This is a genomic window from Leifsonia sp. EB41 (assembly GCF_041262565.1).
Taxonomy (GTDB): Bacteria; Actinomycetota; Actinomycetes; order Actinomycetales; family Microbacteriaceae; genus Leifsonia.
On the sequence record NZ_JBGCCJ010000001.1, the window covers coordinates 1,279,862 to 1,304,710 of the forward strand.

Below are 24,849 nucleotides of genomic sequence, written 5' to 3' on the forward strand. Positions count from 1 at the left end.
GCTCCGACCATGAGCGGACGCGACCCGCGGGTGGACGCCTATCTGGCGCCGCTGCCCGCCTGGCAGCAGGAGGTCTTCGGCGAGCTGCGGGACATCCTGCACGAGGCGGACCCCGCCATCGAGGAGACGATCAAGCGCTCGGTCCAGCCGTACTTCGTGCTCGACGGCACCGTCGCGGCATTCCTCGCGGCGAAGGACCACGTCAACCTGTTCGTCTACGACGGCGGGATCGTGCCTGATCCGGCCGGGCTCATCACGGCGGGCCACGACAACGCGACCGCGCGCACCATCGGCTTCCGGGAGGGCGACCCGATCGACCGGGAGGCACTGCTGGCCTTCCTGCGCAGGCTCATCGCCGACAATCGCGCGGGCGGCTGGCGCAAGCTCACCGGCCGGCGCTGACTCGCCGGGAAGCGCTGACTCACCGGGACGGGCTGACCGCCGCGTCCCAGAGCGTCTCCGCCGCGAGCCGGGCGGCCAGAGGGGTCCCGCCGCACAGCGCGGCACTCGCGGACGCGCCGTCGAACAGGAGCGTGAGCTGCACGGCGAGGACGTGCGGCGACGCGGCGCCCGCGGCCTCGGCCTGGCGCTGGAAGTACGCGGTCAGCTCGCCCTTGAAGTGCTGCGCCACCTGCGCGGCAGGATGCTCCCGGTCGCGCAGCTCGGTTGCCACGTTGACGAACGGGCAGCCGAAGTAGTCGCCGGCCTCCGCCGCGCGGTGGAGGGCGTCGTAGACGTGCAGCGTCCGCTCGCGCGGGGTGCGTCCGTCGTCGCCCTGGCTGAAGTAGCCCGCGACCACGCGCGGGCCGTACTCCGTCAGCATCTCGGCGACGATGGCGTCCTTGCTCTCGAAGTGCTGGTAGATGGAGCGCTTGGAGACCTGGGCCTCCAGCGCCAGCCGGTCGACGCCGACCGCGTGCACGCCCTCGCGGATGAAGAGCCGCGCGGCGGCGTCCAGCACGCGTTCCCGGGGCTTGGGGCGCGGTGCGGTCGTCGTGGTCATGCGTCGATTCTAGAGGTCGGGTTGCGCAAAGTAAACCGATCTGTGTACATTGTCGGAAACAGATCAGTTTACTTTTGGAGGATCACCATGACCGATCTCACCGGACGCGTCGCCCTCGTCACCGGCGCCAACCGCGGCCTCGGGGCCGCCTTCGTCGCCGAACTCCTCGAGCGCGGTGCGTCGAAGGTCTACGCCGCCGCCCGCCGCCCCGAGTCGGTCGACGTCACCGACCCGCGCGTCGTCCCGCTGGAGCTGGACGTGACCGACGCGGAGAGCATCCGTCGCGCCGCCGAGACCGCCACCGACGTGACCGTGCTCGTCAACAACGCGGGGATCGGCGTGAACCAGTCGCTCGTGAGCGGCGACCTGGCCGACATCCACCGCGAGTTCGACACCAACTTCTGGGGCCCGGTGCTGGTGACCCGCGCCTTCGCGCCGATCCTCGCCGCGAACGGCGGCGGCGCGATCGTCAACATGCACTCCGCCCTGAGCTGGTACGCCATCGGCTCGTACAGCGCGGGCAAGGCGGCGCTCTGGTCGGCGAGCAACTCGGCGCGTGTCGAGCTGGCGCCGCAGGGCATCCAGGTGGTCGGCGTCCACGTCGGCTACGTCGACACCGACATGGCCGCGCACGCGGACGGCTATAAGGTGCCGCCGGCGCAGGTCGTCGCCGAGGCGCTCGACGCCGTCGCCGCGGGAGACGCGGAGGCGATCGTCGGGGAGACCGCGCAGCAGGTGAAGGCCGCCCTCCACCAGGACGTGCGCGTGCTCTACCCCCAGCTCGCCAGGTAGGAGTCCGACGCGAAGCCGCGCGGGCGGATGCCCCACTGCGCGGTCCAGGTCTCGCCGGGCTCCACCCAGCGCAGGCCCTGACCGGTGTTGAGGGCGTTCGCCGGCGCAGTCATCGGCTCCACGGCGAGCGCGACCTCCCCGGCCTCCTTCGTAGCGAAGGCCCGGTGGGTGAACACCTGGACGTAGGCGAAGGACGCGTCGCCCCACAGCGTGACGGTGCGGCCGTCCGACGCAGCGAGCACGTGCTCGGCGGGCGTGCGAAGGTCGCCGAAGCCGTCGTTGAGGTCGAGGTCGGCCACGACCCCGCCCTCCGAGAGGTCGTACCTCGTGCCGGCGACCGCGGTCTCGCCGGTGACGTTCAGCCGGTCGTCGGTCTCGAACCGGGTGCCGGCGTGGACGGTCAGCGTGAGCTGGGTGGCCGGGACGTCGCCGATGCGCAGGTACGGGTGCGCGCCGATGGCGACGGGCGCGCTCCGCTCGCCGCGGTTCGTCACGGTGTGGGTGACCGTCAGGCCCTCCGTGTCGAGCTCGTGCGTGACGGTGGTGTCGAGGATGAACGGGTAGCCGGGCTCCGGGTAGATCGTGGCCGCCTGCGTCACCGCCGAGTCGGAGCGCTCGACCAGCGTATACGGCCGGTAGCGCAGCAGGCCGTGCGAGGCGTTGCCGAGCGATGGCTCGGTGAGCGCGAGCCGCTGCGGGACGCCGTCCAGCTCCCAGACCCCGTCCTTCACCCGGTTCGGCCACGGCATCAGCACGATGCCGTCGGCGGAGGGTGCCGTGGAGTCCTCCGCGAACGGCTCCAGGATGTCCGCTCCCCCGTACCTGAGGGTGCGGAGGCCGGCCGCCACCTGCGTGACGGTGGCGGTCAGGTCGCCGAACTCGAGGTCGTACTGTTCTCCGGTCGGTGCGCGCATGAGGACAGCGTATTCCTCAGGAGATGGTCACCGGCAAGCCTGCGGCCCGCAGCGATCGCACAGTTGCCGGATCGGCCGACTCACCGGTGAGGAGTCCCGCGACATCCTCCAGCGCGGCGATGCGGCCGACGTGCGTGCGGCCGAGCTTGGAGCCGTCTGCGACGACCAGCGCGCGGCCGGAGGACGCCACCATGACGCGCTTGAGGTCGGCCTCCGGGAGGTTCACGTTGGTGATTCCGCCGACGGGGTCGACACCCGTGCAGCCGATGAAGGCCAGGTCGGCGTGCACGCGCTCGAGGAGGACCGAGGCCAGCGGCTCGACGAGCGAGTGCTGCAGCGGCCGCAGCGTGCCGCCGGTGACGACGACTTGGAAGCGCGGGATGGCTCGCTCCAGCTCCAGCGCGATGGTGAGGCCGTTGGTGATGACGGTGACGTCCTCCAGGTCGTCACGGTCGGCGAGCGCCCGCGCGATGGCGGCGGTGGTGGTGCCGACATCGAGGAGGACGCTGCTGCCGGACTCCACCAGCACCGCCGCGGCCGCGCCGATCCTCCGCTTCTCCTCGGCGGACGACTCCAGCGCCTCCTCGAAACTCGCCTCGCGCGTGCCCGCGCCGCGCAGCACCGCCCCGCCGTGGACGCGGCGGATGCTCTGCTGCGCGTCGAGGGCGTCGAGGTCGGAGCGCACGGTGACGTCGGAGACGTGGAACGCCTCGCTCAGCTCGGCGACACGCACGAACCCGGTGCTGCCGATGAGGTCGAGCATCCTCTCGCGGCGGAGGGCGGCTGGCAGCGGTTCGCTCATACCGGCAATGCTCCAGCGCTTGCGTTTACTTGTCAATCCGCAAGCCAGTCGGTACATTTACTTTCGGAAACGAAAGGTAAGCATGGCCGCCATCACGAAGCGCCCGCACCGCCTGTCCGACGGTCGCGACCTCATCTACTACGACGACCCGGACTCCGCGCTCGACCCCGAGCGCGCGCCCGACCTGCGCGAGCCCGCACCGCGGCCTCCTACCGCGACCATGCGCCAGGACCCGCTGACCGGCGACTGGGTCTCCATCGCCGCCGCCCGCCAGAACCGCGTCATGCTCCCCCCGGCCGAACTGGACCCGCTGGCGCCGGCCACCCCGGGCAACCCGTCCGAGATCCCGAGCCTCTACGACGTGGCGGTCTTCGAGAACAAGTCGCCGTCGTTCGGGCCGCTGCTGCAGGACGCGAACCAGCCGGTCGATCTCGACGACCTCGCCGCGGTCGGGCTGGAGCGCACCCGCACCTCGGTGGGCCGCTGCGAGGTCGTGTGCTTCAGCCCCGCCACGACCGGCTCGTTCGGCAGTCTCACGCCGACCCGCGCGCGCACCGTCATCGAGGCGTGGGCCGACCGCACGGCGGCGCTCTCCGCCCTCCCGAACGTTCGCCAGGTCTTCCCGTTCGAGAACCGCGGGGAGGCCATCGGCGTCACCCTGCACCACCCGCACGGGCAGATCTACGCCTACCCGTACATCACCCCGCGCACCAGCGCCCTCATCCGGTCGCTGGAGAGCTACGGGCCGACGCTGTTCGCGGACATCCTGGAGCGCGAGCGCGCATCGGAGCGGGTCATCCTCGCCGGCGAGCACTGGACGGCGTTCGTGCCATTCGCGGCGCGCTGGCCGATCGAGATCCACGTGCTGCCGCACCGCCACATCCCCGACCTCGCCGCCACCTCCGACGCCGAGCGCGACGAGCTCGCGACGCTCTACCTGCGCGTGCTGCGCGGCGTCGACGCGCTCTACGACTCCCCCACGCCGTACATCGCGGCCTGGCACCAGGCGCCCGTCCACGCGCACCGCGACGACATCCGGCTCATGCTGCAGCTGACTTCCCCCCGTCGCGGCGCGGATAAGCTGAAGTTCCTGGCTGGCTCCGAGTCCGCGATGGGCGCGTGGATCGGCGACATCCCGCCCGAGCAGGCCGCGGCCGCGCTCCGGGAGGCCGTCGCCCGCGCCGACCGCGACAACCCGGTGGGCGAGCTGCCCGATGGGATCGCCGGACTCGTGACCGTGCCGTCCACCGCCTCCACCCCCGCTTTCACCCCCGAAGGAAAGATCCCCGCATGACCGACCTGCGCACCGGCGTCCGCGACGACTTCGTCTCGATCTTCGGCCGGGAGCCCGACGGCGTCTGGTCGAGCCCGGGCCGGGTGAACCTCATCGGCGAGCACACCGACTACAACCTCGGCTTCGTGCTGCCGTTCGCGATCAACCGCCGCACCGTCGCCGCCCTCGGGCTGCGCGACGACCGCACTGTGCGGGTCGGGAGCACGTTCGCCGACGAGCTGGTGGAGATCGACCTCGACCGGCTCACCCCCGACGCCCTCGACGGCTGGTCGGCCTACCCGCTCGGCGTCGCCTGGGCGCTCGGCGAATTCGGCGCCGACCTCGCCGCGGTGCCGGGCTTCGACCTCCTGCTCGACTCGAACGTCCCGGTCGGCGCCGGCCTGTCGTCGTCCGCGGCGATCGAGGGCGCCACCGCCCTCGCGCTCAACGACGTGTGGCAGCTGGGGCTCGACCGCCAGACGCTGGCCCGCGTCGGCCAGCGCAGCGAGAACATCGTCGTCGGGGCCCCGACCGGCATCATGGACCAGTCCGCCTCCCTGCTCGGGAAGCAGGACTCGGCGGTATTCCTCGACTGCCGCTCGCTCGAGTCGCAGATCGTGCCGCTCGGGCTGGAGGAGGCGGGACTCGTCGTCCTCATCGTGGACACCGGCGTCACTCACGCGCACGCGACCGGCGGCTACGCCGAGCGGCGGGCGTCGTGCGAGGCCGGGGCCGCGGCCCTCGGCGTCGCGTCGCTGCGGGATGTCAGCGTGGACGACCTCCCGCGCGCCAGGGAGATCCTCGACGACGTGACCTTCCGCCGCGTGCGTCACGTGGTGACCGAGGACCAGCGCGTCCTCGACACCGTCCGCCTCCTCCGGGAGAGCGGCCCGACGGCGATCGGCGACCTGCTCGACACGTCCCACGTCTCCATGCGCGACGACTTCGAGATCTCGGTCCCGGAGCTCGACCTCGCGGTCGAGACGGCGCAGGCCAACGGCGCGATCGGCGCGCGGATGACCGGCGGCGGCTTCGGCGGCTCGGCCATCGCGCTCGTGCCGGTCGACGCGCTCAGCCGCGTGCAGGTCGCGCTCGACGGGGCCTTCGCCGAGCACGGTTTCGGCCAGCCGGAGCTGTTCACGGTGAACGCGTCGGAGGGCGCGCTGCGGGAGCGCTGAGGCGCGTTCATCCCCGCGTCACCGGCCTCCGCCAGAATGGGACGATGAGCGAACCGGAGATCACCTGGCTGAGCCCCGACACGGTCCAGCTCCGCCAGCCGAAGTCGTCGCACTGGGAGGCGCCGTTCCTCTTCCTGCTGTTCGGGCGGGAGCGCGCGCTGCTCATCGACACCGGGGCGACGAACGACGAGCAGGTGTTCCCGCTCCGGGCGGCGGTCGACGCAATCACCGAGGAGTGGCTGCGCCGCAACCGCGCGGTCTTCACCCGGCCGTATCCGCTCGTCGTGGCGCACAGCCACGCGCACCGCGACCACATCGCGGGCGACCCGCTCCTGGCCGGGCGCCCGGGGACGACGCTGGTCGGGACCACGCCTGCGCAGGTGATCTCGTTCTTCGGTTTCCGCTCGTGGCCGGACGAGACGGTGGAGTTCTCGCTCGGGCGCCGCACCATCGATGTCATCGGCGGCCCGGGCCACGAGCCCTCCGCTGTGGCCTTCTTCGACCGCGAGACCGGCATCCTGTTCACCGGCGACACCGTGCTGCCCGGGCATCTCTACGTGCGCGACCGCGCGCAGTACCGGGCGACGATCGAGCGGCTGATCCGCTTCAGGGATGCGCCGACCGCGCCGGTGCGCGAGCTGCGCGGCGCCCACGTCGAGATGTCGTCCACTCCCGGCGTGATCTACGAACCGGGGACGCTCGACCAGCCGGACGAGCTGCCGCTGCCGCTGCCGCCGCGCATCCTCGACCGGGTGCTCTCGGCGCTGGACGAGTTCCGCGCCGAGCCCGGCGAGCGCGTCGTGCGCCGACGGTTCGTGGTCGCCGCCGACTGAGTGGACGCCTGCCCTCGGCGGTGCGAACGGGCGCTCTAAGGTGGTGGGTATGACGATCATCACGCTTACGGACGGCTCCACCCCCCGCGTCGCGGACGACGCCTTCGTGGCGGCCGGCGCCGTGCTCGCGGGGCGCGTGCGACTGCTCGCCGGCTCCAGCGTCTGGTACAACGCGGTGCTGCGGGCGGAGGCGGAGGACATCGTCCTCGGCGAGCGCAGCAACCTCCAGGACAACGTGTCCTGCCACGTCGACCACGGCTACCCGCTGACGATCGGCGCGGACGTGTCGGTCGGCCACAACGCCGTGCTGCACGGCTGCACGATCGAGGACGGCGTGCTGGTCGGGATGCACGCGACGGTGCTCAACGGCGCGGTCGTCGGCGCGGGCTCGCTGCTCGCTGCCGGGACGGTCGTCCTCGAGGGCGCGGTCATCCCGCCCGGGTCGCTGGTCGCGGGCGTCCCCGGCAAGGTGCGCCGCGAGCTCACCGACGAGGAGCGCGCCGGCATCCTCCACAACGCCGAGGCCTACCTCACCCACGTCACCGAGCACCCGCGCCCCTGAATCACGCCGAGGGGCACGTTGTTGTCACTTTCAGGCTCGAAAAGTGACAACGACGTGCCCCTCGGCGGGTCAGGACTCGTGAGGGGTGGGCTCGACGGGACCGGGCTCGCCGCCCGTGATGCGGACGAGCTCGGCGAAGGTCGTCGCGAAGACCGTGTGCGCGTGGCCCGCAGCGGCCCAGACCTCGGGGTAGCCGGCGAGCGCGACGTCCACCACGGTGCGCAGGCGCTCGGGGTGCCCGAGCGGGGCGACACCGCCGATGGTCTGGCCGGTCGCGGCCTTCACCGTCTCGGCGTCCGCGCGGCGGATGCGGCCGCCCAGCCGCTCGCCGAGGAAGACGGTGTCGACGCGGTGCGCGCCCGACGTCATCACCAGCAGCGGCTCGCCGTCGATCGTGAAGACCAGGGAGTTGGCGATCGCCCCGACCTCCACGCCCAGCTCGGCCGCGGCGGACACCGCGGTCGGGGTCGCGGACTCGAACCAGCGCACGCGGGGCTCGATCCCGGCCTCCAGCAGCGCCGCTTCCACCCGCTCGACCGCGGGATGCGTGCGGTCCTCGGCGGTCATGCCAGCGCCCGCTCCGCGGACTCCACCACATTCTGCAGCAGCAGCGCGCGCGTCATCGGGCCGACGCCGCCCGGGTTCGGCGAGACCCACGCTGCCACCTCGGCCACATCGGCCGCCACGTCGCCGGCGACCTTGCTCTTGCCGGTGACCGGGTCCTCCACCCGGCTCACGCCCACGTCGAGGACGACGGCGCCCGGCTTGACGTTGTCGGCGGTCACGAGCCCGGCGACACCGGCGGCCGCGACGATCACGTCGGCGCTGCGCAGGATGCCGTCGAGGTCGACCGTGCCGGTGTGGGTGAGGGTCACTGTGGCGTTGTACTCCCGGCGGGTGAGCAGCGAGCCGATCGCCCGGCCCACGGTCACACCGCGGCCGACGACCACGACGTGCTTGCCGTTCAGCTCGATCCCGTGCCGCAGCATCAGCTCGATGACGCCGCGCGGCGTGCACGGCAGCGGGGTGGTGATCGGCCGGCTGACGTTGAGGACCAGGCGGCCCAGGTTCGTCGGGTGGAGGCCGTCGGCGTCCTTGGCGGGGTCGACCAGCTCCAGGATCGCGTCGGTGTCGATGTGCGACGGCAGCGGGAGCTGGACGATGAAGCCGGTGCAGTCCGGGTCGTCGTTCAGGTCCTCGATCACGGCCTCCAGCTCGGCCTGCGAGATGTCCGCGGGCAGGTCACGGCGGATGGAGGCGATGCCGACCTCCGCGCAGTCGCGGTGCTTGCCCGCGACGTACCACTGCGATCCCGGGTCGTCACCGACCAGGATCGTGCCGAGCCCCGGCACGACGCCCTGCTCGCGCAGCCGCGCCACGCGCTCCTTCAGCTCCGCCTTGATCTCGCCGGCCGTCGCCTTGCCATCCAGAATCTTCGCCGTCACGCCGGCCTCCACACTCGTTTCGCACCGTCGAGTGGGCGGATAATCCGCCCACTCGACGGTTTTTGCCTGATTTTGAGCCGTTTCGGCGGTTTTAGATCGAGGACGGGAGCTCGACGGGGAAACCCTCCTGGCCCGAGGGGGTGAGGCCGGGGTAGAGCGGGAACGCGGCGGTGAGCGTGTCGACGCGGGCGCGGAGCGCCTTGGTGTCGGCGCCGGGACGCAGCGCGAGCGCGATGATGTCGGCCACCTCGGTGAACTCGGTGTCGCCGAAGCCGCGGGTCGCGAGCGCCGGCGTCCCGATGCGGAGGCCGGAGGTCACCATCGGCGGGCGCGGGTCGAACGGCACCGCGTTGCGGTTGACGGTGATGCCGACCTCGTGGAGGACGTCCTCCGCCTGCTGGCCGTCGAGCTCCGAGTGGCGGAGGTCGGCGAGCACGAGGTGCACGTCGGTGCCGCCGGTGAGCACATCGACGCCCACGGCGCGCGAGTCGTCGGCGGTGAGGCGCTCGGCGAGCAGCTTCGCGCCGCGGATGGTGCGCTCCTGGCGGTCCTTGAACTCCTCGGTCGCGGCGAGCTTGAACGCGGTCGCCTTGGCGGCGATCACGTGCATGAGCGGGCCGCCCTGCTGGCCCGGGAACACGTTGGAGTTGAGCTTCTTGGCGAGCTCCATGTCGCGGCTGACGATGAAGCCGGAGCGCGGACCGCCGATGGTCTTGTGCACGGTCGAGCTGACGACGTCGGCGTACGGCACGGGCGACGGGTGCAGACCCGCGGCCACGAGGCCGGCGAAGTGCGCCATGTCCACCCAGAGCTTGGCGCCCACCTCGTCCGCGATCTCGCGGAACGCGGCGAAGTCGAGCTGGCGCGGGTACGCGGACCAGCCGGCGATGATGACCTGCGGCTTGTGCTCGATGGCCTTGTCGCGCACGACGTTCATGTCGACGGTGAAGGACTCCGGGTCGACGCCGTAGGCGACCGCGTTGTAGAGCTTGCCGGAGAAGTTGAGCTTCATCCCGTGGGTCAGGTGGCCGCCGTGGGCGAGCTCCAGGCCGAGGATGGTGTCGCCGGGGGTGGCGATGGCCGACAGGACGGCCGCGTTCGCAGACGCGCCGGAGTGCGGCTGGACGTTGGCGTACTCGGCGCCGAACAGGCTCTTGGCCCGGTCGATCGCGAGCTGCTCGGCGATGTCGACGTACTCGCAGCCGCCGTAGTAGCGGCGGCCCGGGTAGCCCTCGGCGTACTTGTTCGTCAGCACCGAGCCCACGGCTTCGAGAACGGCGCGCGGCACGAAGTTCTCCGAGGCGATCATCTCGAGGTAGTCGCGCTGGCGGCCGAGCTCGAGCTGCAGCACCTCCGCGATCTCGGGATCGACCTCCGCCAGGGGGGCGGTGAAGGTGGAGGGAAGGGTGTCGGTCACTATCGGCTCCTTGAAAAAAGGGATGGACAATCGTTGTGCATCGACCCAGGCGCGCGGCCGAATCCATCCGTTCGTTCGAGGTAACCGTTGTCGCTCCCCGATGGTGACCATCTGAGCGCCAGTCGCGACGTGAGCAAGCATAGCAAAGGGGCGCCGGACGGACCCGCGCTCATCCGCTGGAGGCCTTGCTGATTAGTAAGGAGGGCTGCGATACTCACACGTGGCCGTCCCGCGGGTGGGCAGCGTCGGCCGAACCCCGAGAATCCCCCTGACGTGGTTAGGAACATCCGTGGTCGTGCCTCGCCCCGCCCAGCTCGAGAACACGGGCGACGCGCCCTTCACCCTCCTCCCGGGCGCCAGGATCATCGTCGCGGGGCCCGGCGCCGACGCGGTCGGCCGGCTGCTGCACGTCGAACTCGCCACGGACTGCCGGCGCGAGCTGGCCGTCGTCCACGAGCCTCCGGCGTTCGGGGACATCGCCATCGTGATCGCGGATGACGAGGGGCCTGCTGGGTACCCGACCGAGGGCTACACGCTGGAGGTCGCGGCCGAGGGCGTGCGGATCGGGGCGGCCACGGCGGCCGGCGCGTTCTGGGGCGTTCAGACGCTGCGCCAGCTCGTCCCTGCCGAGTGCGAGGGCGACCCGCTGACGGTCGACGCGGTCCGGATCACCGACCACCCGCGCTTCGCCTACCGGGGCGCCATGCTGGACGTCGCGCGGCACTTCTTCCCGGTCGCGGACGTCAAGCGGTTCATCGACGCGATCGTCCTGCTGAAGATCAACCACCTCCACCTCCACCTGACCGACGACCAGGGCTGGCGCCTGGAAATCGCCGGGTGGCCGGAGCTGACCCGCATCGGCGGCTCCACGGGCAGCGACGGCAGCCGGGGCGGCTATTACACGGCCGACGACTTCCGCGAACTGGTCGCCTACGCTGCCGAGCGGCACGTCACGATCGTCCCCGAGCTCGACATGCCCGGGCACACGAACGCGGCGCTCGCCTCCTACCCCGAGCTCAACCCGGACGGCGTCGCACCCGCGCTCTACACCGGGTCGGAGGTCGGCTTCAGCACCCTGCGGACCGGCGACCCGGTCACGGACGGCTTCGTGCGCGACGTGGTCCGCGAGGTCGCGGCACTCACGCCCGGTCCGTACCTCCACATCGGCGGCGACGAGTGCCTCAGCACCCCGGAGGCGGACTTCCAGGCCTTCGTGCGGCGGGCGGCGCAGCTCGTCGCCGAGGCCGGCAAGATCCCGGTCGGCTGGCACGAGATGGGCCGCGCGGCAGGCCTCCCCGAGGGGACGGTCGGGCAGTACTGGTCGTTCCGCGTCCCGCGCGGCGACGCGGCCGAGGAGACGCTGGCGTTCGTCCGCGGCGGTGGCGCCGTGATCATGTCCCCCGCCGACGTCGCCTACCTCGACATCGTGTACGAGGAGGGCGACCCGATCGGTCAGGACTGGGCCGACGGCCCGACGGACCTTCGCAGCGCCTACGAGTGGGATCCCGCGCGGATCGTGCCGGGTCTGGGCGACGCGCACATCCTCGGCGTCGAGGCCCCGGTGTGGACCGAGACCATCGCGACGATCGAGGAGGTCGAGCGGATGGTGTTCCCCCGGCTCGCGGCCGTCGCCGAGATCGCGTGGTCGGAGGCTCCCCCGGACACGGCCGACGTCGCGTCGACGCGCGACTTCGACGAGTTCGCGGCACAGGTCGCCCGGCTGGCCGAGCACTGGGACGCGTTGGGAACGTCGTATCGCCGCGTCGCAGAGGTGCCGTGGCCGGAGGACGCGCCGCGCTGAGCCTCTGTGGCGAACGCGAAAGGAGCCGGTGACCCCCTGGGGCCACCGGCTCCTCTCATTCGGCGAGTGTCAGGCTCACCGGGTCGCGATCATCACGCGGCGGCGGTCTCCGCGCTGCGCCGGCGGCGACGGACGACCAGCAGGACGACGCCCGCGCCGACCAGGAGCACGGCCGCGCCGGCGATGCCCGTGATCGCGATGTCCGAACCGGTCATCGCGAGACCGCCGTTACCGCCGGAGCCACCGGTCGAGCCGTTGCCGCCACCTGTCGTGCCGTTGTCGGTGCCACCGCCGTTGCCGGTGTTCCCGTTGTCGGTGGGGTTCTCCCCATCGGGGATGACCGGGTTCGCGACCGAGATGTCGAACGTGTCCCAGACCGTGCCGTCGGCACGGAGGACCTGGTAGGTGTAGCTGGCGCCCGCCTGGGACGGGATGACGAACGCGAACGTGTGCGAGCCGTCATCCTCCGCCGTCGCGCTGAACTGCCCGACCGTCGGCGTGACCGGGGCGGTGCGCAGCGACGCGGTGGTCGCGGTGTCCCCGTTCACGCCGGTGAGGGTGTGCGTCAGGGCCTCGTTCGCCGTGTAGGTGCTGGTCGGGGCGGTGTACGTGACCGTCTCGCCCGGGTCGACGGTGTACTTGTCGATGCTGCCGTGCAGCTCGCCGCCCGGCGGGTAGTCCGCGTGGGCTGCCGCCGCCGGCGCGAGCGCCAGCGCCAGGGCGACGAGGCCTCCGAACAGTTTCTTCTTCATGGGTTCTCCTTCGTAGGGGATGGGTGTCACTGGCCGACCGGAGCGGTTCGGTCAGCCACAGGTCCCGGGCTCGGCGAAGTGCTCGAACTCGGTGGCGGTGGGGGTCGCGACGACGCGGTCGACTGTCGGCGACCGGGTGGGCAGGGCGGCGAACTCGGCGACGACGACCGAGACGGCCCCCGGGGCGAGGTCGACCTGGACGACCGACACGGGATGGCCGTCGATCATCCGGGAGACGGCGGCGACCTCTTCTCCGTCGACCGTCACCCGTTGCGGACGGAGGCTGTCGGTCGCGGCGAACTGCACCATCGTCCGGATGTGTCCGGTCGGGAGGTCGGGGACGCCGTACCCGGTCACGACCCAGGGGAACGAGGCGATGTCCGCCGGCGCCGTGGAGACGAGGGTCGCGGTGGCCGTAACGGTGCTGCCGACCTTCGCCGCGCCCTTCGCCGCGTCCTTCTCGGCGGAAGCCTTCTTCGCCGGGGCGTGACAGGTGGAGGTGACGGACCCTTCGAGGTAGCTGTCCATCTTGCCGGCGGTCCCGTCGGCCAAGAACACGCCGACGGGCGCACCGCGGTCGGTGAGCTGAGCGAGCGGTCCGGCGAGCGGGCCGCCCGCGATCTCGCGCTGAAGCGCGGGGTCGGCGAACCAGAGCGAGATGCGGCCTTCGTCCACGGCCGTGCCCAGCGCCTTCAGCACAGGGACGGTGCCGGTCCCCGAGCCGAAGAGCTTGTCGAACATGGCGCGCGTGAGCTCGCCGAAGAACACGTCCTGCTCGTCGCGGCTCTCGATCTCGACATAGACGTCCCGCAACAGGACTCGGGACGCGTTCTCGCTGTTCAGCTCGCGCCCGGCGACGGTGATCGGACCGGTCGCCGACAGCAGCAGCCCGATCGTCGCGGTGTCGATCGAGACCACCCCGTCGAGCTCCTGACCGAGCGCTGCGCGCCAGTGGGCGGCCGTGAGCTCGCCGCTCCGGACGAAGTCGGGCGTGAGGTTGACGTTCTGGATGTACTCGCCGAGCTGGGGCCCGAACAGCGCCCGCTCCTCCGGAGTCACCGCGAGCCCGGCCCCCGAGGCCGGGTTGAGCTGATCGGGGATGAGCTGCTGCCCCAGCTCGATGCGCCCACCCTGGGCGGTCAGCTCCGAGATGGCGCCCGCAATCCCTCCGGTCGTCCGGAGCTCCGCGTTGTTGTTGAACAGCAGCGCGTAGTTCTTCGCACCGTTCGCGCCGATCGCGGCAGGGAGCACGCGCGCGGCGACCGAGAGTGAGGAGACGGTCCGGTGGAGGCTGTCGACCAGGCCCTCGGCCTCCTTGACGCCGGCGGCGAGCGGCGGCACGAGCGGGCCGGCAGAGGCCTCGCGCAGCGTCGTGCGGCCGCGCTCGAGCGCGCGTTCCGCCGTGCGGAGATGGGTCGCCGTGCCCGCAACGGCCGCGGTGTCGACCGTCCGGTCGGCGAGCGACACGGCGGTCTCGAGTGTGGCGAGGTCGGCGACGACAGGCGCCAGTCCCCCGTCGACGGTCTCGTGGAGCGCTTCGATAGTGAGGCGGTAGGAGCGGAGGTTGGCCCCGGCGAACGGGATGTACTCGGCCGCGCGCCAGACGACATCGCCCGTCAAGCCCGTGGCGTCGTCCAGCCGGTCGCCCACCACACGGAGCCGGTCGGCGCGGGACGCGGCCGACACCGGGTCAGCCGCGACGGCGGCGACGGTCGCCCTGGCCTCGGCGCGGGCGGCCGACACCTGGCCGTAGGAGATGGCCGCTCTGACGCCCACCCAGACGGCGCACAGCACGACGACGAGCGCGACGGCGCCGAGCGAGATCAGCACGACACGCGTGACGCGTGCGCGCTCGGCCGCTCTCGCACGGCGGCGCGATCGACCGCTCATAGGCCCCGACTCCCTTTCGACATCGGGACCCATGTTGTCGTCGGTACCGGGGCGGCCCACTGTCGATCCTGGGATTTACGTGCGGATCGCTCGATGTTCCGTGCAGTTCATCGGACCTTACGTGGAGCGCCTTACATCTTGCGTATTACCGTTGGGCTGCAGCAGTTCACCCCCACGTCCCCTGGAGCCCGCCGATGATCGATCCCCGCGCCGCGGAGTCCGCTCCGCTCGCAGGCAGGGACCGTGTCCTGACGCTCGTGCGCGAACTCGTGTTCTCCCGCTACGCGGACGTCGACCTCGTCGGTCCGCGCCTGAGCGGGCGCTCGACCGTCGTCGACGCGGTGGCGTCCTCCGCGGCCGACGCACGCAGGGCGGTCGTGCGCGTGAACGGCGTCCGGTCGCTGCGCGAGAGCCCGCTCGCCGCCCTCCACGCGGCAGGGATCGGGGTGCTGGCGGCACCGGAGCGCCGAACGGCGTCCGCCCTGCAGCAGGCGATCGACGCCCTGACGGCCACCATCGGGTCCGGCGCGGCCGCGCTCCTGGTGGACGACGCCGACCTCCTCGACGACGCGTCCACCGGAGCGATCGACGCCGTGCGCCGCGCGACGCGCACGCCACTGCTGCGCACCACGGCACGGCTGGACGATGGGCCGTCCACGGCGTACGTGGTCGAGCTCGTGCCGCTCGACTACGAGGAACTCCGTTCGGTCGTGTCCGAGCGCCTCGGTGGTCCGGTCGACGCAGGCGCCATGAGCCGCGTGTACGCGCTCTGCGGCGGCAACGTCGGCCTCGCGCTCGCGCTCGCGGAGCTCGCTGTGCTGGAGGGCCGGCTGGTCCGGGCCTCCGGTGCGTGGTCCGCGACGGGAGAGCTGTGGAGCAGAGCGCTCCGCGGCGCCCTCGAAGCGCAGCTCGCCGGGCTCGGTCCGGCCGAGCGCGTCGCGCTGGAGAGGATCGCCGTGACCGGCGTCGGCGACGTGGCGTCGACGCGCGGGCTGGTCGACCCCGCCGCTCTGGAGGGGCTCGCCGCGGCCGGGGTCCTCCGGATCGTGCCGCACCGCGGGCGCAGGCTCATCGCCCTCGATCCCCCGGTCCTCGCCGATCACCTCCGCGACCGGGCCCAGGTGGACGCCCCGCCCACCAACGCCGCGTTCGTGCAGCTCATGCACGCGGCGGCCGACTCCCGCCGCGAGGAGGCGTCGCGGGCGTGGCACGCCGCGCCGTCGCCGGGATCGGCGCTCGTCCTCGCGCGCGCTTTGATGGCCGACACGGGGATGGTGCCGGGCTCGGCCGCCGAGCTCGACCGGGTGCTGGCCGGGTCGGCCGGCCTGCCGGGCGACCCGCTGGTCGCGGCCGAGCTCGCCGTGCTCCGCGCGCGCCGGTCACTTGCCGTCGGCGCCGGACTCTCGGCCGCCCTCGCGGCGCTGCGCACGGAGGTCGCCGGTCTCGGCCCGTTCGCACGGCTCGCGGACGCCGCGGCCGTGATGCTCGCCGTCGAGGTCGGGGCCGAACCTGCCGTTCCCGAGGAGCGTCTGCGCGACGACAGCGACCTCCCGCCGCCGGTGCGGTCACGGCTGCTGGAGGCCGCCCGGGCCGTCGCGCTCCGCTGCGGGCGATTCGAGGACGCCGTCCGTCTCCTCGACGAGCTCACCGCCCTGCCCGGCGCGTCGGCGCCCGAGACCGAGGGGGCTGCGCACGCCTTCGCGCTCCTCGGCGTCGGCCGGCACGCCGAGGCCGTCGCCTGGGCCGAACGCGGCGCCGCTTCGGCGCGCGACCGGCTCGACGCCGGAGCGGTGCGGGCGCACAGCGTCGCGCTCGGGCTGTGCCACCTGCTCGCCGACCGCCCGGCCGATGCCGCCGACGCGATCGCGACGGCGTCGGCGCTCGGCACACCCGCAGTGCCCGGCGCCGCCGTCCAGGTCGCGCTCCACGTCCTCGCCGCCGTCATCGCGGTGCGCAGGGGCGACACCGCCCTCGCCGAGCGCGTCCGCGACGAACTGGCCGCCGGGGTCCCGGCGTCCTCCGAGGGGGACGCCCTGTCCTCGGTCGATGCCGGCGTGCGCTGGATCGACGCCCAGCTCGCCGCGGGCAGGGGGCGCCCGGACGAGGCCGCCGGGCTGCTCCGCCGGCTCGCCTCGACCCTCACCGCGCACGGCGAGCTGCCCACGGCCGCGCTCGCGCTGCTGACGTCGCTCGAGCACGCGATCGACGACGCCGGGCTGGCGGAGGCACGCGCCCTCCTCCAGCGCCAGCAGTCCGAGCTCCACGACGCGCACCTCGCCTTCGTCGCGGCCCGCGCCGAGCCCGACGGCGCGGACCTGGGCGCCCTCGCGGAGCGTCTCGCCTCGACCGGCCGGGCAGGCTCGGCCGCCGCGCTTCAAGACCCCGCGGGAGACGGCTCCGACGGCGGCGGATTCTTCTCGACGCCGATCGCGCTGACGGAGCGCGAGCGCGAGATCACGCGGCTCGTGGCCGCAGGACTCAGCAACCCGGAGATCGCCTCCCGGCTCGTCCTCAGCGTCCGCACCGTCGAGAGCCACGTCAGCAGGGTGATGCGCAAGACCTCGGCGGCCAACCGCGGCGAGCTGGTCGCCCTCGCCCTCCGGCTCGCCCCGTGAGCGGGGTCAGGTCACGGGTAGCCGATGAACCACAACAGCACGAGCGCCACGGGCTGCAGCGCGATCCCCACCGCCAGGACGATCGTGCGCGCACGCCGGTTGTGGGTCAGTCCCGGCGCCCCCGCGAGCGGGGCCAGCGGCATGAGCAGCCGGAAGAGGCTCTGCTGCGGCAGGAAGACGGCGAACAGGTAGAGCGCGTAACTGGCCGCGTAGGCGACGACCTCGGTGCCGAGCGCGCGGATGCCCGGCCGTTTCAGCAGCCACGCGTAGCCGATGATCGCGCCGAGGACGAGGAGCGCGCCCGCGACGCTGGCATAGCGCCACGTGAACAGGAACCACGGCGTCAGCGGCACGAAGGCGACCCGTCCGATGAACCCCGTCCACCACGAGAGCTCCGTCTCCACGTACGCGCCAGGCGTCCCCGTCACCGTCGCCGCGATCAGCGGCCACGCGAGGCCCGCGACGGCGGTCACGGCGCCGGCGACGATCATCGCGACGCGCTCACGGACGGCGAAGGCCTCGCGTCCGCGCCGCGCTCGCAGCGCGCGGATCACGTAGACGATCCCGAGCGTGAGCGGGAGGGCGAGCTCCCCCGGACGGGTGAAAGCGGCCGCGACCCCGAACGGGATGACTGTCCAGTACCGCCGCGTCATGATCGCCAGCAGCGCCGCGAACAGCAGGAGGAAGAACAGGCTTTCGGCGTAGGCGATCTGCAGGACGAACGAGAGGGGTCCGAAACAGAAGAACACGGCCGCCCAGAGCCCGCTGACCGCGCCGACGCGCGACGCCACGAGCCGGTAGAGCACGAGGCTGGCCGCCGCCCCGCAGAGTACCGCGATCAGCACGCCCGCCGCCGGGAACCCGAGCCCGGTCGCCGACATGAGCGCGCGCACGATCAGCGGGTACAGGGGCAGGAACGCCCACTCGTTCTGCTGCACGTCGCCGTCGGCGTCGACGGGCAGGGTCGACGGGTAGCCGTGCTCGACGATCCGCCAGTAGTAGGAGGCGTCCCAGCTGCCCGCGAAGCCGAGGAACGTCGGGTGCGTCTGCGGGCTGCCGCCCTCCCAGTGCATCGCCCCCGCGACGAGGTAGAGCGCGAGCATGAGCAGCGTCGTCAGCACCCGGGAGGCGGCGTAGACGCCGAGCACTCCGGCCCACCAGGGCAGCTCCCAGCGGAACAGCCGCACCCGGGCGGCGTCGATCACGGGCCCAGCGGGATCCGCCGGGTGCAGCGAACTCGTGATACCGGCCGTCATCGTCTCGATGCTACCGCGCGCCGATGCAGTGGTGCATCGGGGCGCCCGCGTCGCGCCACACGCGCGGGCGCCCCAGCTCAGGACGGCGACTGCCGCCGCTACTTGACGCTGCCCGCCGTGAGGCCTCCGACCAGGCGCTTCTCGATCAGCGCGAACAGGATGACCACGGGGATGATCGCGACGACCGACACCGCGAACACGTACTGCCAGGCCGCGTCGTACTGGCCGACGAACTTGGTCAGCGCCACCGAGAGCGGCTGGTTGGCGTCCGTGGAGAGGATGACGAGGCTCGCCGCGAACTCGTTCCAGGAGGCGACGAACGTGTAGATGATCGCCGTGACGATGCCCGGCCAGACCAGCGGGAGCTGGACGCGCAGCAGCACTGTCCATTTCCCCGCACCGTCGAGCTGGGCCGCCTCGTCGACCTCCTTGGGCACGCCCGCGAAGAACGTGTGCATGATCCAGATCGCGAACGCCAGGTTGAACGCTGCGTTCACCAGGATCATCGCCAGCCAGGTGTCGTTGATCCCGAGCGCCACCATCTCCTTGAACAAACCAGTCGCCAGCACCGTCGGCTGCAGCATCTGGGTGACGATCACCAGGAAGAGGAACACCCCGCGGCCCGGGAACCGGAACCGCGCCGTGTAGTACGCCGCCGGGACGCAGACCAGGAGCACGAGCACCGTCGCGAACACCGAAATGACGATGGTCGAGATCAGGTTGAGCGGCAGCGGGGTCTCCGGGGTGGACCACATCGTGAGGTAGTTCTCCGGATGCCACTGCGTCGGCAGGTAGGTGGGCGGGACGGTGAGGATGTTGTCCCTGCTCTTGAACGAGCCGACCAGCATGATCAGGTAGGGCGCGATGAAGACCAGGGCGATGACGGCGCCGGCGATCACCTTGCCGGCGACGCGCCAGGAGAACCCGGAGCGCCGACGGCGGGCCGGACTGGAGACGGAGGGGCGCGCTCCGGCGAGCGCGACGGGGGCGGGCGCGGTCACGAGACCTCCTTCATCGGCTTCACGATCCACAGGTAGAGCGCCACGACCACCAGCACGATCAGGAAGTTGATCACGCTGAGCGCGCTCGACAGGTCGATGCGCTGCTCGTTCTGCAGCAGCTTGAACACGTAGGTGGTCGTCGTATCGGCCTTGTAGCCGGGGATCGTCCCGGTCATCAGCTTGAGGATCGGCAGCGAGTTGAAGACGTTGATGATGTTGATGAGACTCGCCAGCGCGATGGCGGGCCGCAGGTTGGGCAGCGTCACCCCGAAGTAGGAGCGCACCGCCCCGGCGCCGTCGACCTTCGCGGCCTCCAGCATGTCGCCGGGGATGCCGGCGAGCCCGGCCAGGATCGTGTAGGTCGTGAACGGCAGCGACACGAACACCGCGATTGCGATGGACGACAGGAACGCCGGCACCGGCTCCTTGGTGAAGCCGAACGGCTGCGCGAGCACGTGGATGTCGACCAGGAACTTGTTGATGATCCCGTAGAACGGGTCGAGCCCGTAGACGAAAACCGTCGTGGTCATCACCACGCTCGCCGCCCACGGGACGATGATCGCCATCCGCACCCAGCGACGGCCGGGGAAGTTCTTGTCGAGGAACTGCGCCAGCGCCAGCGAGATCACCACGGTGATGACCACCACCGAGACGACCCAGATGACCGTGTTGAGGAGGATGCCGGGGATCTCCGGGCGCGAGAGCACGGTGATGTAGTTCTGCAGGCCGACCGATCCGTGGTCGACGCCGGCGACCGAGATCTTCCTGGTCGAGTTGAAGATCATGTAGCCCGCAGGGAACAGCACGATGCCGAAAATGAGGATGAGCGCCGGAAGCGTCCACGGCACGGCGTTCCACAGCGTGGTGGTGTTGCCGTGCCCGGCGCGAGGCGCCCCGCGACGGGGACGGCCGGTGGCCGCCCCCGTCGTGGTCGTTTCGATCGTCGAGGTCATGCCGCTGCTACTGGCCCGTGGCCTTCGACTGGATGGACTTGAGCAGTGTCGCCGGATCGGAGCCCTGGCCGAGCTGACCGATCTGGCTCTGGATGGCGCCCTGCGCTGCCGACCAGTCCTTGTTGGTCGACGGGTAGAACTTCGCGTTCGGCAGCAGGTCGAGGAACGGCTTGATGTCCGCGTTCGAGCCCATCGTGTCCGCGCCGGTCTTCGTGGTGGGCAGGAAGCCCTCCTCGCCGACCCACTTGGTGTAGACCGCCGGCGAGTAGAAGTAGTCCAGGAACTTCGTGATCGCCGGCCGCCGGTCGGTCTTGCTCTTGAACGCCATCAGGTGGTCGGCGACGCCGAGCGTGAAAGCCGAGCCGTCCTTGGTGGGGATCGGCGCGATCCCGTACTTCAGCGACGGGTTGCTCTGCTTGATCTGGCCGACGGTCGGCGGGAGGCCGACCTGCATCCCGAGCTTGCCCTGGATGAAGACGTTCATCAGCGGGGTGCGGTTGGTCGAACCGGGGTTCGCCTGCGTGAATCCCTGGTTGATGATCTTCTGCATCTCGGTGGCGCCGGCGGTGTTCTCCGCACTGTCGAGGGTGAGCGTCTTGGCGTCGCCGTACCCTCCGCCCGCGCCGTAGAACCAGACGGCGGTCTCGGCCTGGGCCTCCTCGGCGCCGAGCGGCATTCCGTACGGGGTGATGCCGGCGGCCTTGAGCTTGGCGGCGTCGGCCTCGAAGTCGGCCCAGGTCTTGGGCGGGTCGGCGATCCCGGCCTTGGCGAAGTCGTCCTTGTTGTAGAACAGCGCCCGGGCGGAGGCGATGAAGGGAAGCCCCCACTGGGTGCCGTCGATGCTCGCGTTGTCCTTGAACGCCGGCTGGAAGTCGTCGAGCGTCGTGGACGACACGATGTCCTTCGCCGGGTAGAGCAGGTCGTCGGCGGCGAAGCCGGCGAACGCGTCGATGTTCAGGATGTCCGGCTGCTTGCCGGCCTGGATGCGCGTCTTGATGACGTTGTTGATGTCCGTCCAGGACTCGACGTCGAGGTTGACCGTGATGCCCTTGTTCTTGGCCTCGAAGTCCTTGATGATCTGCTGCCATTCGGCCTTGGTGTTGTCCGAGTAGCTGGCGACCATCAGGTTGAGGTCGTTGCTGCCGCTGGCCGAGCCGCCCGAACCCCCGCCGAAGCCGCAGGACGCGAGCGTCAGGGTGGCGACCGTCGCTGTGGCGACGGCGGCCCCCCACCGCACTGACTTCTTCATCGACTCTCCTCACTCTCGATACGGATCACGGACCGTCGACGGATGTGGTGCGGATGCGCGACGGTGCGTATCTGGATGATGCTTCATGATTTGTTTCACGCAGAAACGATCACGTGCACTCAATTGATGGTCGAATAATTGCGCATTCGGGGGTCGCGCGTCAAGGAACAGAATCCAGATCGTTACCGGGGCTTTATCGAAGAGCCTCGCATCCCGGCTTGGTCACGCTTAAACGATCGAAAATGATCAGTAGACAGACCTAACGCTCATAAGCAATCATTGTTATGACCGACCGAACGACAGGAGCACGCAGTGACGGACATCCCCCCGGGAGCGCACATGGAGGCCGAGCTGCGGTCGCAGCCGGAGACCTGGGCCCGCGCGGCCGCCCTCCGCGAGGAGCAGTCGCTGCTCCCCGCGTCCGGCGAGCGCATCGCGGTCGTCGGCTGCGGCACCTCGTGGTTCATGGCGCAGTCGTACGCCGTGCTGCGCGAATCCGCCGGCCACGGCCTCACCGACGCGTACGCGGCCTCGGAGGCGGTGATCGATCGCGACTACGACGCGATCGTCGCGATCAGCCGCTCCGGCACGACGACCGAGGTCATCGAGCTGGTCGACGGACTGCGGGGCCGATCGCGCCGGCCGCGGACGATCGCGGTCGTCGGCGCGGCGGGAACGCCGCTGCCCGACCTCGTGGACGACACCGTGCTGCTGCCCTTCGCCGACGAGACCTCCGTGGTGCAGACGCGTTTCGCGACGACGGCGCTGGCGCTGATGCGCGCCTCCCTCGGCCACGACCTGGGCTCCGCCATCGAGCAGGCCGCCGCCGCGATCGACGAAGACCTCGACGACGCGCTCGTCTCGGCCGACCAGTACAGCTTCCTTGGCTCCGGCTGGACCGTCGGCCTCGCGCACGAGGCCGCCCTCAAGATGCGCGAGGCGTCGCAGTCGTGGACGGAGTCCTACCCGGCGAAGGAGTACCGGCACGGCCCGATCGCGATCGCGGCTCCCGGCCGGGTCACCTGGATGCTGGGCGAGGCCCCTGCCGGCCTCGCGCACGACGTCGCCGCCACTGGCGCGCGGTACGAGGACGCGCCGATCGACGGCCTCGCCGACCTGGTCCGCGCGCAGCGAGTCGCCCTGGAGCGCGCCAGGCGCGCCGGACTCGAGCCCGACCGTCCCCGTAACCTGACCCGCTCTGTCATCCTGGCCTCGTGAACGCGCACGCTTCCACCGACGACCGGCTCGGCTCCGGGGTCGCGGTGCTCGCCTTCGACGTCGGCGGCACCGATCTGAAGGCCGCCCTGGTGGACTCCGCCGGCCGCATCGTCGAGCTGATCCGCCGCCCCACCCCGCTCGACGGCGAGCGCACAGGCGAGGCCGTCATCGCCGCGACCGCGGAGCTGGCCTCCGGCTTTCGGCGCGCACATCCCGAGGTGGTCCCCGTCGCGGCGGGACTCGTCGTTCCCGGGCACGTGGACGAGGAGACCGGGGTCGGCGTGTACTCGGAGAACCTCGGCTGGCACGACTTCCCGTTCAGGGACCGCGCCACGGAGGCGTATGGGATGCCGGTGTCGTTCAGTCACGACGTGCGCGCCGCGGGCGAGGCGGAGTACCGGCTGGGCGCCGCCGCGGGCTTCCGCGACGTCGTCGTGATGGCGATCGGCACCGGGATCGCCGGCGCCATCTTCATCGACGGCACGCTGTTCACCGGCGGCGGCATGGCCGGCGAGATGGGCCACTCCCGGGTCGCCGAAGGCCCCGACTGCGCCTGCGGCGGCCGCGGCTGCCTGGAGGCCGTGGCCTCCGCCGCGGCGATCGCGCGCCGCTACACGGCGATCAGCGGCGTCCCGGTGGCCGGGTCGCGGGAGGTGCTGGAGCGGGCGCGCGCCGGCGATCCCGCCGCGCAACGGATCTGGGACTCCGCCCTCGACGCCCTCGCGCTCGACCTGTCGCACACCGTCGCACTGCTCGCCCCGGAGGCCATCGTGATCGGCGGCGGCCTCGCGCAGGCCGGCGACGAGCTCTTCGTGCCGCTGGCCCGGCGCCTCGACGCCATCCTCACCATCCACCGGCGGCCGCTGCTGATCCCGGCGCACATCGGCGAGGACGCCGGCGTGATCGGCGCCGCCCTGCGGGCACGGGAGTTCCTGACACCGGCGGCCGATGCCCTGAAGGCCGTTCGATGATCCTCACCGTCACCCCGAATCCCGCGATCGACCTCACCTATCGCGTCGCGGCGCTGGAGCCGGGCGAGACGCACCGGGTCGCGCCTCCCGCGGCCCGCGCGGGCGGCAAGGGCCTGAACGTCGCTCGGGTGATCGCACAGACCGGCGGCGCGTCGTTCGTCCTGACCACGGCGGGCGGCGCGTCCGGGCTGCGGCTGGCCGACGACCTGGAGGCGAGCGGTCTGCCGTCCGAGCTGATCCCGGTGGCCGCGCCGACCCGCAGCAGCGTCGCGATCGTGGACGAGGGCTCCGGCGTCGCGACGATCTTCAACGAGACCGGCGCCGGTCTGACCCCGGCCGAGTGGATCGCACTGCGGGAGGCCGTCGAGCGCCTCGCCGTGCCGGCCACCGCGATCGTCGGGTCGGGCAGCCTGCCGCCAGGCGCCCCTGAGGGCTTCTATGCCGACCTCGTGGAGGCCGCCAGGCGGCGCGGCGTCCCGAGCGTGGTCGACGCGAGCGGGACGGCCCTCCTCGCCGCAGCGGAGGCGGGAGCCGACGTGCTCAAGCCCAACCGCCGCGAGCTGGCCGACACGGTCGGCTCGGACGACCCGGTCGCGGGCGCCCGCGTGCTGCTGTCGGCCGGCGCCGGGCTGGTGCTCGTGTCGCTGGGCGCAGACGGGATGCTCGCCGTCGGCGAGAGCCGGACCTGGTCCGCCCGGCTGCCCCGGCCCCTCGCCGGCAACGCGACAGGAGCGGGAGACGCGGCCGTCGCCGCCATCGCGACGGCGCTGGCCGCAGGCACGACCGATCCCGCCATCCTCGTCCGCCGTGCCACCGCCTGGTCGGCCGCCGCCGTCGTCGCCCCTCTCGCGGGCGAGCTCGACCCCGCCTACCCGGATTACGAGGCCCGCCTCGTGACCTCCTGAACCGACCCGACCGAACCCG

23 protein-coding genes are annotated in these 24,849 nt (G+C 71.8%); 11 read left to right on the plus strand and 12 right to left on the minus strand.

Features of this window, described 5'->3' with window-relative positions; translation table 11 throughout:
* Window positions 1-9 precede the first annotated feature (9 nt).
* The gene (locus ABH923_RS06280; protein ID WP_370054494.1) at window positions 10-402 is read left to right on the plus strand and encodes a DUF1801 domain-containing protein; all 393 of its coding nucleotides are present in this window, start codon (window positions 10-12) and stop codon (window positions 400-402) included.
* A 19-nt stretch (window positions 403-421) separates the two neighbouring features.
* Here the strand turns inward: ABH923_RS06280 and ABH923_RS06285 are convergent, their stop codons facing one another.
* Window positions 422-1,003, minus strand: coding sequence for a TetR/AcrR family transcriptional regulator (locus ABH923_RS06285; RefSeq protein ID WP_370054495.1), 582 nt, complete (start codon window positions 1,001-1,003; stop codon window positions 422-424).
* A gap of 87 nt (window positions 1,004-1,090) precedes the next feature.
* Between ABH923_RS06285 and ABH923_RS06290 the strand changes: the two genes are divergently transcribed.
* Entirely contained in the window at window positions 1,091-1,795 is a 705-nt protein-coding gene (locus tag ABH923_RS06290) for an SDR family oxidoreductase (RefSeq protein ID WP_370054496.1), read from the plus strand.
* On the opposite strand, the gene ABH923_RS06295 is transcribed toward ABH923_RS06290, so the two are convergent.
* Together ABH923_RS06295 and ABH923_RS06300 are read right to left on the minus strand one after the other, a co-directional pair.
* On the minus strand, window positions 1,774-2,709 hold the full coding sequence (locus ABH923_RS06295; protein ID WP_370054497.1) for an aldose 1-epimerase family protein: 936 nt from the start codon (window positions 2,707-2,709) through the stop codon (window positions 1,774-1,776). The two genes, ABH923_RS06290 and ABH923_RS06295, sit on opposite strands and share 22 nt — an antisense overlap.
* Window positions 2,710-2,725: 16 nt before the next feature.
* On the minus strand, window positions 2,726-3,511 hold the full coding sequence (locus tag ABH923_RS06300) for a DeoR/GlpR family DNA-binding transcription regulator (protein WP_370054498.1): 786 nt from the start codon (window positions 3,509-3,511) through the stop codon (window positions 2,726-2,728).
* Between the two features lie 82 nt (window positions 3,512-3,593).
* Here ABH923_RS06300 and galT point away from each other — a divergent pair, with 82 nt between their 5' ends.
* Genes galT through ABH923_RS06320 form a run of 4 tightly spaced genes read left to right on the plus strand, consistent with a single transcriptional unit; the run spans window position 3,594 to window position 7,357 of the window.
* Window positions 3,594-4,805, plus strand: coding sequence for a galactose-1-phosphate uridylyltransferase (gene galT, locus ABH923_RS06305; protein ID WP_370054499.1), 1,212 nt, complete (start codon window positions 3,594-3,596; stop codon window positions 4,803-4,805).
* Window positions 4,802-5,962 carry a galactokinase gene (gene galK / locus ABH923_RS06310; RefSeq protein ID WP_370054500.1) on the plus strand — a complete coding sequence of 387 codons (1,161 nt, stop codon included), beginning with the start codon at window positions 4,802-4,804 and terminating at the stop codon, window positions 5,960-5,962. Before galT ends, galK begins: the two co-directional genes overlap by 4 nt.
* A gap of 44 nt (window positions 5,963-6,006) precedes the next feature.
* Window positions 6,007-6,795: an MBL fold metallo-hydrolase gene (locus ABH923_RS06315; protein ID WP_370054501.1), complete on the plus strand. Its 789-nt coding sequence runs from the start codon at window positions 6,007-6,009 to the stop codon at window positions 6,793-6,795.
* Between the two features lie 49 nt (window positions 6,796-6,844).
* Entirely contained in the window at window positions 6,845-7,357 is a 513-nt protein-coding gene (locus ABH923_RS06320) for a gamma carbonic anhydrase family protein (protein WP_370054502.1), read from the plus strand.
* A gap of 69 nt (window positions 7,358-7,426) precedes the next feature.
* Here the strand turns inward: ABH923_RS06320 and ABH923_RS06325 are convergent, their stop codons facing one another.
* From ABH923_RS06325 to glyA, 3 genes are all read right to left on the minus strand, one after another.
* Window positions 7,427-7,924, minus strand: coding sequence for a YbaK/EbsC family protein (locus ABH923_RS06325; protein ID WP_370054503.1), 498 nt, complete (start codon window positions 7,922-7,924; stop codon window positions 7,427-7,429).
* Window positions 7,921-8,802: a bifunctional methylenetetrahydrofolate dehydrogenase/methenyltetrahydrofolate cyclohydrolase gene (locus ABH923_RS06330; protein ID WP_370054504.1), complete on the minus strand. Its 882-nt coding sequence runs from the start codon at window positions 8,800-8,802 to the stop codon at window positions 7,921-7,923. The genes ABH923_RS06325 and ABH923_RS06330 overlap by 4 nt, the downstream gene beginning before the upstream one ends.
* 91 nt (window positions 8,803-8,893) lie before the next feature.
* On the minus strand, window positions 8,894-10,219 hold the full coding sequence (glyA, locus tag ABH923_RS06335; RefSeq protein ID WP_370054505.1) for a serine hydroxymethyltransferase: 1,326 nt from the start codon (window positions 10,217-10,219) through the stop codon (window positions 8,894-8,896).
* A 289-nt stretch (window positions 10,220-10,508) separates the two neighbouring features.
* Between glyA and ABH923_RS06340 the strand changes: the two genes are divergently transcribed.
* Entirely contained in the window at window positions 10,509-12,020 is a 1,512-nt protein-coding gene (locus ABH923_RS06340) for a family 20 glycosylhydrolase (protein ID WP_370054506.1), read from the plus strand.
* Window positions 12,021-12,112: 92 nt separating this feature from the next.
* Here the strand turns inward: ABH923_RS06340 and ABH923_RS06345 are convergent, their stop codons facing one another.
* Both ABH923_RS06345 and ABH923_RS06350 read right to left on the minus strand, forming a co-directional pair.
* Window positions 12,113-12,772: a hypothetical protein gene (locus ABH923_RS06345; RefSeq protein ID WP_370054507.1), complete on the minus strand. Its 660-nt coding sequence runs from the start codon at window positions 12,770-12,772 to the stop codon at window positions 12,113-12,115.
* 51 nt (window positions 12,773-12,823) lie between these two features.
* Entirely contained in the window at window positions 12,824-14,662 is a 1,839-nt protein-coding gene (locus tag ABH923_RS06350; protein WP_370054508.1) for a DUF4012 domain-containing protein, read from the minus strand.
* A 194-nt stretch (window positions 14,663-14,856) separates the two neighbouring features.
* On the opposite strand from ABH923_RS06350, the gene ABH923_RS06355 reads away from it, so the two are divergent.
* Window positions 14,857-17,277 carry a LuxR C-terminal-related transcriptional regulator gene (locus ABH923_RS06355; RefSeq protein ID WP_370054509.1) on the plus strand — a complete coding sequence of 807 codons (2,421 nt, stop codon included), beginning with the start codon at window positions 14,857-14,859 and terminating at the stop codon, window positions 17,275-17,277.
* An 11-nt stretch (window positions 17,278-17,288) separates the two neighbouring features.
* Here the strand turns inward: ABH923_RS06355 and ABH923_RS06360 are convergent, their stop codons facing one another.
* From ABH923_RS06360 to ABH923_RS06375, 4 genes are all read right to left on the minus strand, one after another.
* Window positions 17,289-18,533, minus strand: coding sequence for a mannosyltransferase family protein (locus ABH923_RS06360; protein ID WP_370054510.1), 1,245 nt, complete (start codon window positions 18,531-18,533; stop codon window positions 17,289-17,291).
* 98 nt (window positions 18,534-18,631) lie between these two features.
* A complete protein-coding gene (locus tag ABH923_RS06365; protein WP_370054511.1) occupies window positions 18,632-19,534 on the minus strand; it encodes a carbohydrate ABC transporter permease in 903 nt (300 codons plus the stop codon).
* The gene (locus ABH923_RS06370) at window positions 19,531-20,487 is read right to left on the minus strand and encodes a carbohydrate ABC transporter permease (protein ID WP_370054512.1); all 957 of its coding nucleotides are present in this window, start codon (window positions 20,485-20,487) and stop codon (window positions 19,531-19,533) included. The genes ABH923_RS06365 and ABH923_RS06370 overlap by 4 nt, the downstream gene beginning before the upstream one ends.
* Before the next feature lie 7 nt (window positions 20,488-20,494).
* A complete protein-coding gene (locus ABH923_RS06375; protein WP_370054513.1) occupies window positions 20,495-21,736 on the minus strand; it encodes an extracellular solute-binding protein in 1,242 nt (413 codons plus the stop codon).
* Between the two features lie 312 nt (window positions 21,737-22,048).
* Here ABH923_RS06375 and ABH923_RS06380 point away from each other — a divergent pair, with 312 nt between their 5' ends.
* The 3 genes from ABH923_RS06380 to ABH923_RS06390 are packed head-to-tail and all read left to right on the plus strand — an operon-like array spanning window position 22,049 to window position 24,830.
* Complete coding sequence (locus tag ABH923_RS06380; protein WP_370054514.1) at window positions 22,049-22,954, plus strand: SIS domain-containing protein; 906 nt, start codon at window positions 22,049-22,051, stop codon at window positions 22,952-22,954.
* The gene (locus tag ABH923_RS06385) at window positions 22,951-23,925 is read left to right on the plus strand and encodes an ROK family protein (RefSeq protein ID WP_370054515.1); all 975 of its coding nucleotides are present in this window, start codon (window positions 22,951-22,953) and stop codon (window positions 23,923-23,925) included. Before ABH923_RS06380 ends, ABH923_RS06385 begins: the two co-directional genes overlap by 4 nt.
* Entirely contained in the window at window positions 23,922-24,830 is a 909-nt protein-coding gene (locus ABH923_RS06390; protein ID WP_370054516.1) for a 1-phosphofructokinase family hexose kinase, read from the plus strand. Before ABH923_RS06385 ends, ABH923_RS06390 begins: the two co-directional genes overlap by 4 nt.
* Window positions 24,831-24,849: the final 19 nt, after the last annotated feature.